This is a genomic window from Paenibacillus rhizophilus, from assembly GCF_003854965.1.
GTDB lineage: Bacteria > Bacillota > Bacilli > Paenibacillales > Paenibacillaceae > Paenibacillus_AQ > Paenibacillus_AQ rhizophilus.
Genome location: NZ_RQPI01000001.1, coordinates 543,286 through 556,573, shown reverse-complemented (window position 1 = coordinate 556,573; position 13,288 = coordinate 543,286). Strand labels below are relative to the sequence as shown.

Sequence of the window (13,288 nt, the reverse complement as noted above, 5' to 3'; positions counted from 1 at the left end):
CCTGCTTATTAAAATTTTATAATATGTTGACTATTCCGACTTCTTTGGAATCAAGACGACGGCTAGTACGGCCAAGACCGCAACGATGGCAAAGGTATAGAAGCTCCATGCCAATGGAACATTTCGGGTTAAGAGCAGCCCTCCTAGCACCGGACCCGTTGCTGCTCCGATTCTCCCAATACCAATCGTAAATCCGGTTGCGGTCGCCCGATTTTCGGAAGAAAAATACGAGCTGACGAGCCCAATGGTAATTCCTGTCGTTGCAACCACCCCAATCCCTGCAATTCCGATTAAACTATAAAGTATAAACATGCTTTCTATTTTAAAGCTCAGCAAGAAAATGCTTATAGCAGTTAGCGAATAGGCGACGCCAAGGACCCATTTTGAACCAATACGATCGGCAATTTTCCCTCCAATCAGAGAACCTGCAACCCCGGTTAAGTTAAAAACCAACATGAATACAAGACTAGATGTAAGCGGGTATCCGGCTTGCTGCATTAATTTAGGCAGCCATGTATTTAAACCGTATGCCATTACAAAAGTAAGGAAGTAAATCATGGAAGCAATGATGATGATGCCTATATATTTCTTGGATAGCAAAGATTTAAAAGCTTGTAATTTCTCCGCCTCTTGAGAGGTATTCTTTCTTTTGCTTTCTTCAAAAGTATCCAGAGAAAGGTTAAACCGATTAGCGATCGCTGCTGCCTCTTCTCTTCTATCCTTCGCTAACAGAAAGCTAATCGACTCTGGTAGAAACTTAATAATGAAAGGAATAACCAGCACGGGAGCGATGCCGATCCAGAACAAAATGCGCCATCCCAAATTATCCAGAAAAAACAAGGCGGTTAATACAGCAGCAATGACTCCGAAGGTAATCCCGGTATTTGTAACGACAAAATTGAATGAACGCCGATGTACTGGCGAGTATTCGATTGAAAGCGTCGCTACGCTTGGAATGATGCCTCCGATTCCGAGGCCGACAATGACGCGGGAAAATGCGAACATTTCGGGGGTAGTTGCAGAAGCGGAGATACCCATCGCAATGGAAAAAAGCGCAAGCGAAAAAATTAACGTTTTTTTTCGTCCAATGATATCTGTGATTGCGCCTACGACAATTGAACCTGCCAGTAATCCAAACAGAGAATAACTTGCGATCGCACCGGCCTCTATCGCGGTTAAAGACCATTTCTTCATTAATATTGGAAGTACGGGTCCATAGATTCCGAGATCGTAACCTTCAAAAAAAATGCAGAACCAGCAAAGTCCAATGACCAGACCCGTGATTGATTTCGTACGTTTAACAGCAGAAGTCTTCACGGTTACAGAGGATTGATAACTCGTTTGGCTCTCATGAACCGTTCCCGTATTATTATCCATTCTCCAGCCTCCTCATATCGATTTCCGATAAAATTCTAACCATAGAGATCTCCCCTCAACGCAAAAAGTTTTTTCTAACATCTTCTCTATTTGAACTCTTGCAAAATCATAACCGCTCCAGAAGATGAGCGTGACGATCGATTTTCCAAGAGATTGAACTTTATCGAAAAACCATATTGTCATATTCTGCTGCTTTTCATTTTGAATTCAACCTACACTCCGACCGACTGTTTCCGTGATGAAATTTCGGGTGGTTCGGCTCCGCGCCACCAAGCAGGTAGTGCCGATCCTTCGGTCACTCCTCCATCGGTATGCACGTAATAACGATTATCGGTATTTGCTGCAAATCCGCCGTTCAATGCCCGCTCGGTCCATTCCGCGCCATAACGGAAAATTTCCGCTGCAACGCCGCCAAGCGGATGGAACTCGTTCTCGTAGATGCGAATTTCCTTGGGAGCCTCGATCAGTTCATAAAGAGCAAGCACATCTTCAACAGGGATAAGCTCGTCAAATTCGCCGTTCCCGATCAAAACCGGGCAAGTGACCTTCGAAATGAGATCCCAAATGCTGTATTGAGCCGCAATTTCTTTATCAAATTTCTCTTCATCCGTGTAGCCAGTCATATACATGAAATTAGTCTTGAAACTGGGTTGAGCTTTGCTGAAAGACTTCTCCAAATCGCCGGGGCCGGTCATGAAAGTTGCCAGTGCTTGCAGGCGTTTATCGTGTGCAGCTCCCCGCAATCCCCAGTAAGCTCCCATACTGACTCCGAACAAACCGATTCGATTTTTGTCGACCTGCGGAAGCTCCTCAAGAAAGTCGATATATCGGCTGATAGCACGCTGATAGTTGGTTAGTGTAACCTTAAGTCCGTTTGAAACCGTTTCGCCTTGGCCAGGCCCCTCGATGGACAAGGCAACCATACCGCGCGACGTATAATAGCGTTGGGCGATCTGGATATAATCCTCTTTGATCATATCCATACCGGGACCAAGAATGACCGCGGGAGCGTTCGAAACATTCCCTTCGGGCAGATACAAAATGCCAAAGATTTTTTCACCTTCAAAATCAAGCTCCACCCGTTGGATGGTTTGATTGCTCAATCTTGAAATCGTGGCGACGCAATCGTTACACCGTTGGCGAAATAATGTTTTTCTTGGATCATCGTTGAAAAAAGAATATTGCGCTCTTCCCCACATCACTGCAGCCCGTTGATACAAATCTTTAGCGGTTGCCGGGAACCCTTCATTTTCATAATGTTCCGCGCGTTCTTCGGCTTGCGACGCTATAGTCGACCATGCTTTTGGGAGCATGACACCGCTCTTTACTAATTCAAACACCTTATCAAAATCCCTGTGATTGTGACCTAACTCTTCAAGGGTTGCTTTTCCTTCCGGATGAAGGGCATCAAAGCCACCGAGAGAGAGCGCGATGTCCAAAATCCAACTTTGTGATTGTGCTCGTTGCGTCATGTTCAACCTCCGTATTGTTTTTATATAAGTACTTATTAAGTAAGTACTTATCTATAAATTAGCACACGTAAGATATGCTGTCAATAACGGTTATGAAAACATACAGAAAACCTATAGTTCGGATGATCAATGTGATTAAATGTAACATGGAATAATTTTAAATGAGGATTATGTGATGTAAAGAAACGATCGACAAAAAGCAGCTGAAATTAAGCCTGCTAACGGGATTGGGGGTTCGTTTTTTTGAACACTTTGGAGAAGTTATTGAGTTACTGCGGGGAAAATGAAAAAACCTGAATCCTTATATCTCCCATGGAATCAGGTTGAGTGTTTTAAAGCTGATCGATAATTTTGCTCATTCTTCTAATAATTTCAGACGCCGTATTAATTTCCTCAGGAGTAAACACGGTTAATTCCTCTTCTTGCATTTTTTTAATCTTTGCATCTCTTTCCTGGAAAACCTCCAGTCCTTTAGGCGTTATACTAACCGTTACGGTTCGGCGATCAGCGGTTGAACGTATGCGTTCAACGTAACCATTTTTCTCCAAGCCATCTACCAACTGAGTAACGGCAGAAGATCTGTTCTCCGTATGCAGGGATAATTCTTTAATGGATAAATTTCCGTTGTCCGTCAATGACTTCAACGCTCTCGCATGAGGCGTAGATAAAGCTCCGGGAATTTGAGTTGCCCGCCCCCGTAGTCTACCGTCCACAGTTAATAAAGTGTATATAGCTCTGTTCAATTGGTTAATGGCCTCCAGACGTTCTGATGAATCATTCATTTTATTTCTCCTCAACTTACAATTTTTATTCCTAAATAAATATGATACATATAAATTTCATAAAATCAATCAACCCTTCATGACGTCATTTTGACATTATCAAACGTAATAAATTAAAAAAATGACGCCAATCCGAAGGGAAATCAAGCACCTTTGAAACCCTATTCTTCTACTACTTGCTGCACAAACTGCTTATAAAGAACTTCAAAAGCCACTCCTAAGAGTGACTTTAAAGTCAGATTATTATTTATTTCTAATACAGTTAGAGCTCATTATCGTCGCGATGAACCTCAATCCCCTTTTGCTCTTTTTACAAGCGCATTCATGCCGCTAAACAATTATTGACGTATGTTCATGTCAAATACTTGCGACAAGAACATACGTCAATACATTAAGAAGGACTATATTTTATTAATTATCGGTCCCCTGCTCGATTCCGTGTTTATCGGCTCAATGCATTGTAGATGCTTGCTTCGCCCGAGCCGAACAGGGGATCCTGACCTGACTTCCCGAGATCGTTAGCCGTTTGCTTGATGAGCGATTGCACCTGGGCCGGCGTATACTCCGGATGCGCTGCTTTGATGACGCCCGCAATGCCCGCCACCTTTGGTGCTGCCATCGATGTTCCGTGGAGCAGCGCATAGCTCGTAAGGTTCGAAGTGAAGTAAGGCTCCAGGTAAGTCGGCCATGTGCTCAGCGTACGGTAGTGGAAATCCCTCTCGTCAAGATTGCGGCTTGCATCGTAGACCGGTCCGTTGTCACCGCCGGGAGCAGCCACGTCGATCGTGCTGCCGTAGTTGGAATAAAAAGCGATTTTCTCTGTGGACCATTTATTTGATGAAGAAACGTTGATAACGCCTGGCAGCGTCCCTGGCACTTCTTTCACAGCGCTTTTAAAGTTAAGACCCAGGTAGCCGTAGGTTTGGTTCATATAGTCGACCACGGCGCCCGCGTCGTTCAGGTTCAGTTCCTCGTTGCCGGCCGCTGCGACTACCGTAACATTGCTGTTCACGGCATACTGCAGCGCTCGCTTCCAGAGGATCATATCCGCCACATCGCTGTACTTGAGACCTTCATAGGTATACTTAGAAATACCGTCATAGCCCCCGATCGACATATTGATGACGTCGACCTTGTCCTTAGCCGCCTGGACAATTGCTGCCGCGATCCATGAGGTCGGCGCTCCGCCTTCGGCAGCAAATACGCGGTATGACCGGATGCCGAGGCCGGGACCTACTCCCTTGACCTTGCCATTTGCAGCTATAGAGCCTGCCACATGGGTGCCGTGACCCTCGCGGTCCTTGAGGTCGTACGGATCGCCTGTCTCGCTGGCGTCGACGCCTGCCGGAACAAAGTTCATGCCCCCGAGGAAATTCGCCTTCAGGTCAGGGTGTCCCGCGTCGATTCCCGTATCGATCACGCCCACAACTGCTTTATGCGTTACTGTTCCGTCGGCGTTCGTCGTGCCGCCCGTTTCCAGCTTGTAGGAGGCCCCATTGTTCGTAATCCGCTGGATGTCCCACTGATAGGGCCAGTATGTTTCGGCGTCCTGCGGAATATCGGTCACCGGCTGACCGTCAGCGGCCGCGATGTCTTCATCGAGCTTGTACACTAATTCCCGGTTGGCAGCCCGTATCCCAGAATTACCGCTAAGATTCGAAAGAAAGTCCTGCCGGTCGGATTCCGCCTCAAGGCCGCCCAATTCCGGAATGGCCCGCAGCACTCTGCCGCCTGCTTTTGTGACTATCGTTTCATAATCTGCCGGAAGTGAAGATTGAAACGCGATCAGGTACTTTTGTTTCTGAGCCGCCTGGTTGGCAGGCTTGGAATACCCTGTTCCGGCAAACAGGCTTGTGGTGATTAGCAGCGAACCTAAGACAGCAGCGACCTTTGTTCTCAAATTCTTTTCCTCCCTGTGATGGTGTATAAACCGCATGTATGCGGCTTTCACAGTAGTATATCAGCATGGGGGGAATTAGCTTGTCCGAATTTGTCGATGGTAAGGCGGCCTTTTGTCGCATTTTTCCAATAGTTGGTGTAGGACTTAAAACAGGGGCCCGCTTAGGCCCGACGAAAGAGGTGATAAATATTAAACACTAAGATAATTTAAAAAATGGTAACAAAAATATAATGCAAGCAGGAGTTTATAATTCAAATTCGAATATTTCTAATTAGAACATTTAAAGGGGGCGGTTTTTATGCATATAAAAATAGTCAGTGGGTTGTACGGTTTTTTATTTTAAAGTAAAGGAGTTTTGTTATTGAACCAAGCATTATTGGTTATTGATGCACAACAAGAGCTGATTGAAGGTAAAGATGGTGAACAATGTGTATTTAATAAAGATGGTCTTCTCAACAATATTAATTCAGTTATAGAAAAAGCATCGGAGATGGGTCAATTAGTAGTATTCATGCGAGATTTAGATGTTGCAGAGGGTGAAGGAGACGGCTTTGAAATTCATCAAGAAATCAAAGTACCGGCCGATTCCAAAATATTTGATAAAAAAGCAACGAATTCATTCTATGCAACACCACTATTAGAGGTACTTAAAGATAACCAAGTCGAACATCTAATCATAATGGGATGTAAAACAGAGCACTGCATTGATACAGCTGTAAGGGCCGCTACCGTTAGGGGATTTGATGTTACCCTAGTGGAAGATGGACATTCAACAACCGATACCACCATATTATCGGCTGAACAAATTATTAAACATCATAACAAAATCCTGCATGGACACTATAATGTGGACCATTTTTCAGTCGTGAGAAAGACCGAAGAGGATTTATTCCAGCCGCCCCACGACACATATAGATAAAATAAGGTGGCCATTCATAGACAAGATTGATTAAGAAAAAGACCGGGAGATGATGGATTTTTCCTGGTCTTTTTTATTAGGCTTAATTCAACGAAATTGCCCGTTAACGTAACATGGCAATTCTTTAGTATAAACTCTTGATGACATCGTATAAGTTTCTCACAACAGGATGTTTTTTGCATGTTATTTTATTATAGAAGTATGGCTTCCAGTCTCTGCATAATACGAAAGATCGAATTCCAAGTTTCTCGGCTCCATCACAATTCTTAATGCTATCATCAATGAACAAGACTTCACTTGGGGACAAATTCAGTTCTTCAAGAGCTGTCCTGTACATTAACTCATGTGGTTTGGTTACTTCCGTTACACACCATCTAAATTTAACATACATACATTTTTTCCAATAATTTTTTTTCACCGATTTCTTATAACGTTTTCGCATTCACAAACGCGAAACCTTAAGCTCAAGGGGGCAGCCGCATGCGGTTAGGTTCGCAGGGTTCTCCGCCCCGAATTGCCTCAGGCGGACCACGTAGCCGTAAGGCTTCGCAGCGTGAATACGATGTTATCAGAAGTTAGGGTTCCTTTGAAAAACTCGCTATTAATGGCCATGAGGATATAATTTTATAGTCGACTTCAGAAATTCGATATAAAGAAGTACCATAGCATATAGCAAATATACTTTTGCTCGGTTTATTGGTTTACCGCTATCATGTGACAACTCATTCGAAAGGGACACCATCTTACTAAATATGACCTGGAATTTATCATCATAAAAACTCTTTACCTTTGCAATTAAATCTCCAAGTAATAACTGAGAGTATCCTTTATTCATAGTAATATTCCGGTAACACAGTTCTATCTTAAGACTGTTTTCAAATATTCGCCTTAAAGTATTAGCCTTCTCACATATTTGGTCTACATCTGAATCATCAATATTTTCTACTTCTTCTTTAATTGCTTCCAATCTTTTCAGGCATTCGTCCAAATTAAACGCAAATAGAATTTCTTTAGAATGACTTACGTCAAGACCGCTATTCTTTGGGAGTATTAGCATTGAATGTATTGGGGTGTTAAGCACTTTTATCGCTTGCCATCTACCATTTATTTTGCGATAGGCATTTTTTGAAAAGTTATTCTTATCTTCAAGTTCAAATTCTTCAGCATCAGTTGATAAATATTTTCTAACTTCTTTATCACTTAACGCATATCCTTGGATAAGAAAAGCAGGAAATGACGAAGACTCTATTATTTTTATTGACTGAAAATGGAAAAATAATGAGTATAATTCCGCCGGAAATACCAACCTTACCATATCGTCTTCATTGTTTTTACCCCTAAAGTCATGCCAATGAATTTGGACAGTATTGGACTTCTTGTCTATGTTAAAGCCGGCAATCATATCCCAATTTCCACTATCCATAAAATCTAAAATTATCTTTCCTTTTGCATCAACCTTGAGACCATTTAACAATATTTCTAGGTCCTCTATAGACCTTGTGACCTTTTTATTTGATAACTCTTTAAGTATATTTTGAAAGATAATATTCCCATCTGTAATTGGATCCATTACCCTTTCTCCTTCCCTAATTTCCGATAACGTTTTCCGCATTCACGACGTTCAAGCGGCTTAATGTACGTAAGTATCGGGTGGCTCCGCCACTTAGCCAATTGAATGTGTCCGGAGAAGCCACTTCCTCGAAATTCCTCTTTCGGACCAAGGTTCGGCTTGCCGGCCCGCTGCGTTGAATGCAATGTTAGGCGTACTTCTCGACTTCCTTGGATATGCTAAAAGTTTTACTAAAAAAACAGACAATACATGTCTGCTTTTTTAGTATTTTTATTGTTCTGCCTGATATGTTTCTGTTAGTCCAAGGGATTTAGTTAATCCAAAGTTAACTCTATAGATATCTGCTTCATTAAATCCTTGGGAAGGCATTGTTGATTTAAATCTCCAAATATTGGAACCTCCGACTTTAAAGCCAATAACTGATACTTCAAATAAAAATGACATTATTTCTCGTATTGTTGCAGGGTCTATCTGACCCATAGTTTGTTCAAGATTTGTTTTCAACTCTTCTTTTGTTATTAATGTTTTACCCATGTTAGTTATTGTGTTAAGGTAAATATTTATCTCAGGTTTCTGTGTCTCCCATTCATCTTTCAATTCATCCTTTAACCAGTCACTAAAAGATGCTTCCGCAGAATAGATTACATCAGAATATAGAACCTCTGTTAAACATATTTTTTTATAGTCTTCGGAGTCCGGCAATTCAGCCTCAAGTGCTAATTTTTCATCCTTCATATTATCAATAATTTTCTTATAGAAACAAATAACATCGCGTGGTCTCATAAATGTACATCGATTAATATATGAAACTGGAGTGGCTCTATTACGAATTTCCTTCCTATCAAAAAGATCATTCAAATCGGTAATTTCCTCTATTCCATACCTCCTTGCGAAATAGTTTAATCGATATAATAGCATTTTTTGAAGTGATTCTCTATCCCACTTCAATAACGATCCACAATCTTCCTTTAGCTTGTTTTTATCATTAATTGAGAGAGTCTCAAATATATCTTCGCGAAGAAATGCAACTGGTCGCAATTTCCCTTCAAATTTTTGTGAAATATAATCCGATGCTTGAATTAAACCAATGTTTATGTGCTTACAAACATCAAGGGATGTTGAATCCCAAGCTTCATCGAGACGATCAAATAATATAAAAATACGTTTATTCTGTATTCCAGCATATAGCTTTGTTTCTAGATAATTAGTTAGACTATCCATATTGTGCGAAAGCGAGTTTCTAAGTGATGCATTTCCCCTTACATCTTCAAATGTAATTTCCCCACCATCAAGCGAAAGTTCTGCTTCGGGAGATAAGCCCCCTGAGGGTAATCTAAGAGTTGATAATTTATACAATTTCTCACCCAATATATCTGTCCATGTGGGAACTGGTTTCGCAAAGAGTTTTTCTAATAATTTCATCGCGTCCCGTATCTCCGTTGGTGGCCTTTCCCCTTTCTCTTCAAAGTAATTGGATAAGCCATTTAAAGATTCAACCAATATAACAAATCTCCACGAATCTCTATAACTTAAAGAATCTGCCTTTTCATCCCGTTTAAGTAACCCATGAGCATTCCAACTATAATTTGTAAGTGATAAAGAAAGTACTATATCGTTTTCATTAAAAATATCAGGTTTTCTTGAAAGATGCAGAAAAACGGCTGTTTTACCTGCCCCCTTACGACCTAACATTAAGAAAATGTTGGGATTATCTACGATCTGTTTGGATATTCCAGCATCATAGAAATAATTCTGCAATTCTTCATCCCTCTCTGCTGCAACTTTCCCTATATCTATCCAATCCAAAATTGGCAAAAAATCCCCACCCTTTTATTATTTCAAACAAAATATAACATATAATTTAATCCGATGGAATTAAATAAAATACTTTGTAATATAAGTTAATTTTTGTGTATTTAAATTTTTTTATAATTATAATTTTTTCCCACTTTCGAGAATTACGCCTAACGTCTTATCTACGAAATTCGCAATTAAGCCGTTACATGAAGTATTCGCGAAGTCCTGAAACTATCTGCCCTTCAGCTTAAAGCCGCCCACTGTCTACCATTTTAAGCCTGCAAATCTTTCTCCTCCCCGCTCTTCACCCACAGCTTGGAAATATCCAAAAACCCGAACGAGCCGGTATGCAGACCGAGCAGACTCTGGCTGAGCTTCGCTCTCTTATTCAGATGGCAGCCGTGGAGAATCCAGAAGTTGTCCCGGGCAAGCTGTTCCGCTTGAAGCAGGCAGGAGACCCGTTCCGGTTTGGAAAGTTGAAAAATGTTATCCGTTTCCCGGTCCAGAAGCTCGTTCTCTGGAGGATTAAACAGAAAGTGGAGATAATTCCGCCGGTTTTTATAAAAGTTCATCATCCCCCATTCCCAGTCATCTTCCAGCACCTCCTCCCCGATGAGCAGATCGGCATTCTGCAAAAATTCCTCCGCGTACCTGCCGGGTTGCAGCGGATGCAACACGAGATTGAGGCCGACCGCGCGGCACCGCTTCTGCAGCCATTCGGCTTCCTCGCTTTCCTCCTTCTTGGGCGGATAAGCCAGCTGAATCGGCTCTCCGGCATATCCCGCTTTGCGCAGAAGTTCCTCTGCTTCCTCTAGCTGTCCTTCCTTTACCAGCCGCTCTTTGCTGATCCAGGGCAATAAGCTGTCCGCTGGCGTATAGCGGCTTCCCCCCAGTTCACGAATCAAGGCAACCCGGTCATATGCAATGCGCAGAGCTTCGCGGATCTCTTTTCGGTGTTGGACCCCTTCCCTCCGCAAATTGAACACGATATACCGGCAGCCGAGCGCCGGGTAGTCGATGCTGCTGTTATATTGGTTCCAAGGCATAATCTCATCGGTATCCCCGCCGGTAAGCTCGTAATGGCGGTCGCTGCCCGTTTTGTCCGGAAGGAACCAGATCTCCACTTTGTCCAACAGCGGCCGAATGCCGTAATAGCTGTCGAATGCGGTAAGCGTCAGTACATCTTCGTTAAGGTTGGCGACACGAAAAGGACCGGTACCGACCGGAATTCCTGAAAAAACAATGTCGCTGGGCAGAACGGACATGTACAGGCTTCCGATCAGATGCAAAAAGAACAAGTTTGGACGGCTAAGACAAAAAGAAATCGCATATTCTCCCTCTGTCTTCACTTCCGTAATATCCCGGTATTGCCACAGGGAATGACTTTCCACCTGAAACAGCCTTTCAAACGTATATTTGACATCATCCGCCGCCATCATCTTCCCATGATGAAAACGGACTCCTTTCCGCAAGTAAAAGGTCCAACGGGTGTAGTCTCGGCTGTGCTCCCATGTATGGGCAAGCCCCGGAAGGAATTTCCCGCTAGCGGCATCGTAGCTCACCAGCGTATCGCAGACTTGTCCAATTATGTACGCTTCAAATGCCGTAAATACAAATGCCGGGTCCAGTCTCTCCAAATTGCGGTTCCGCATCATACGCAGTACGTCCTGCCCCGACGGCGTCTCCGGCTCGCTGTGAAAGCCCATCTGCCGGTTAAGTTCGGTCCACAGCCTTTCTCTTAGGAGATTGCTTACCTCGGGTGCGCTGATCAGCTCGATCGCTTCTTTTATTTTCCCTTGGGCAAGCAGCTCCTGAAAGGTCTCTTCCAGTATGTCTTCCGTACTCCGCAAAAAAGCCAGCGACGAGGCATGTCCTCTTCCCCTGCCCGGCTTCCACGATATCAGCGCTTTCTCCTCCAACCGCCGCAGAATGAACTTTACGTTGCGGGGTGTGCAGCAGAGCAAACCGGACAATTGCTCAATCGTCACGCGAACCGGCTCCTCCGGTCTTCCGGAAGATTGCAAAGCAGCTGCCAACCGAATAAAATGGGTGTCGCTTAGTTCCACCTACCTCACTCCTTTAAAGGTGAAATCATCTCATGTAAGATTTCACTTTTCCTTCCCCTTTTTAATATTACAATTATATCTATATCCTCTATTGGATGACAATACTAAAGCCTTGAAGGAGAAACCCATGAAACAAACGTTACACCATATTCATCCTCTGGCATGGACCATCATCGTCGGCACCATGTTCGGCAGGCTGGTAACCTCTATGAGCATTCCCTTTCTGTCCATCTATCTGACAAAAGTACTGGGCGCAACGCCAACGCAGACCGGCCTTACGATTGCGGTTAGTTCGCTTGCCGGAGTCTCGGTATCATTCTATGGCGGCTACATTTCGGATATTATCGGGCGCAAAAAAGTAATGCTCGTGTCCATTTTCAGCTGGGCCGCGGTGTTCGTGGGCTTTGCCTTGGCTGGCCATCTGTGGGTGTTCCTGATTGTCAATACGCTGAATGGATTATGCCGCGCCGTCTTCGAACCGACCTCGCGGGCTCTGCTGTCCGATATTACGCCCGGAGAACATAAGCTGCTTGTCTTCAATCTGCGTTACGCCGCTGTCAATCTCGGAGTCGTCTTCGGTCCGATCATTGGCCTGCAGCTTGGTTCGGCACAGTCGACCTTTCCGTTCCTGATCGCCGCCATCGTTTATATCGCCTACGGGTTCGTGCTCGTCCTGCAATTCGCCGTTCATGGCAAGAATCTGCCAGCGCCTTCCACGTCTCAGGCGCCACGGCTGCGCGAAGCGCTCGCCGTAACGGGACGGGACCGTGTGTTTCTGCCGATCCTGCTCGGCACCATCTTTTGCGTGCTGGGTTACGGCCATTTCAGCTCGACACTGGCGCAGTATTTGGCGCTTAACACGCATTTTGCGAACGGCGGTGAGGCCTTCTCCTACATGCTGTCGCTAAATGCAATCACCGTGCTCGTCGTCCAGTATCCCGTTGTTCGGACATTCCGAAACTTTCCGCCGGTCATTCCTCTGATCCTCGGCAATGTGTGCGTCTCAGTATCCTTGGTTCTGTTCGGATTGGCCAGCGGTCTGCCGCTGCTGATGTTCGGCGTCGTGCTGTTCACGATTGGCGAAGTGATGCTGTTCACGATGATGGACATGCTGATCGACCGGGTCGCCAAACCGGAATGGAAAGGAACTTACTTCGGCACGATCGGCTTTAACGGTATAGGCAGCGTCATTGCGCCGATTTTCGGAGGCCTGCTGCTTGACCAATTGGGTGCGGAACACGGACTTCCCCTGTTCATCCCACTTGCGCTGTCGACCGCGCTCGGTCTGCCTTTTTTGCTGACCGCTCACCGCCGTCTGTCTGCACGTGAACGATCTTTTGACATCCGCCATATGGAAAGAAATGAAAAAGTGGTCTGACAGTAGACAGAAAAGTATTTCTGCATT

Annotated in this window: 10 protein-coding genes; 2 read left to right on the top strand and 8 right to left on the bottom strand. The window is 44.2% G+C overall.

The features are described from left to right. Positions 1-30: 30 nt before the first annotated feature. The 4 genes from EH198_RS02615 to EH198_RS02600 all read right to left on the bottom strand — a co-directional run bounded on the left by EH198_RS02615 (position 31) and on the right by EH198_RS02600 (position 5,531). On the bottom strand, positions 31-1,377 hold the full coding sequence (locus EH198_RS02615) for an MFS transporter (protein WP_124693989.1): 1,347 nt from the start codon (positions 1,375-1,377) through the stop codon (positions 31-33). A gap of 212 nt (positions 1,378-1,589) precedes the next feature. Then, positions 1,590-2,849, bottom strand: coding sequence for an alpha/beta hydrolase (locus EH198_RS02610; RefSeq protein ID WP_025335150.1), 1,260 nt, complete (start codon positions 2,847-2,849; stop codon positions 1,590-1,592). Positions 2,850-3,181: 332 nt separating this feature from the next. Continuing rightward, positions 3,182-3,631, bottom strand: a complete 450-nt coding sequence (locus EH198_RS02605; RefSeq protein WP_025335151.1) for a MarR family winged helix-turn-helix transcriptional regulator — start codon at positions 3,629-3,631, stop codon at positions 3,182-3,184. Between the two features lie 442 nt (positions 3,632-4,073). Then, a complete protein-coding gene (locus EH198_RS02600) occupies positions 4,074-5,531 on the bottom strand; it encodes a S8 family serine peptidase (RefSeq protein WP_124693988.1) in 1,458 nt (485 codons plus the stop codon). Between the two features lie 361 nt (positions 5,532-5,892). Here EH198_RS02600 and EH198_RS02595 point away from each other — a divergent pair, with 361 nt between their 5' ends. Next, positions 5,893-6,450 carry a cysteine hydrolase family protein gene (locus EH198_RS02595; protein ID WP_124693987.1) on the top strand — a complete coding sequence of 186 codons (558 nt, stop codon included), beginning with the start codon at positions 5,893-5,895 and terminating at the stop codon, positions 6,448-6,450. A gap of 124 nt (positions 6,451-6,574) precedes the next feature. On the opposite strand, the gene EH198_RS25445 is transcribed toward EH198_RS02595, so the two are convergent. The 4 genes from EH198_RS25445 to EH198_RS02575 all read right to left on the bottom strand — a co-directional run bounded on the left by EH198_RS25445 (position 6,575) and on the right by EH198_RS02575 (position 11,883). Next, positions 6,575-6,841, bottom strand: coding sequence for an HAD-IA family hydrolase (locus EH198_RS25445; RefSeq protein WP_379310019.1), 267 nt, complete (start codon positions 6,839-6,841; stop codon positions 6,575-6,577). Positions 6,842-7,051: 210 nt separating this feature from the next. After that, a complete protein-coding gene (locus EH198_RS02585) occupies positions 7,052-8,020 on the bottom strand; it encodes a hypothetical protein (protein WP_124693985.1) in 969 nt (322 codons plus the stop codon). Positions 8,021-8,290: 270 nt separating this feature from the next. After that, positions 8,291-9,835, bottom strand: coding sequence for a P-loop ATPase, Sll1717 family (locus EH198_RS02580; protein WP_124693984.1), 1,545 nt, complete (start codon positions 9,833-9,835; stop codon positions 8,291-8,293). A gap of 254 nt (positions 9,836-10,089) precedes the next feature. Further along, on the bottom strand, positions 10,090-11,883 hold the full coding sequence (locus EH198_RS02575) for an ABC transporter substrate-binding protein (protein WP_124693983.1): 1,794 nt from the start codon (positions 11,881-11,883) through the stop codon (positions 10,090-10,092). On the opposite strand from EH198_RS02575, the gene EH198_RS02570 reads away from it, so the two are divergent. Next, positions 11,768-13,261, top strand: a complete 1,494-nt coding sequence (locus tag EH198_RS02570; protein WP_465264421.1) for an MDR family MFS transporter — start codon at positions 11,768-11,770, stop codon at positions 13,259-13,261. The two genes, EH198_RS02575 and EH198_RS02570, sit on opposite strands and share 116 nt — an antisense overlap. Positions 13,262-13,288: the final 27 nt, after the last annotated feature.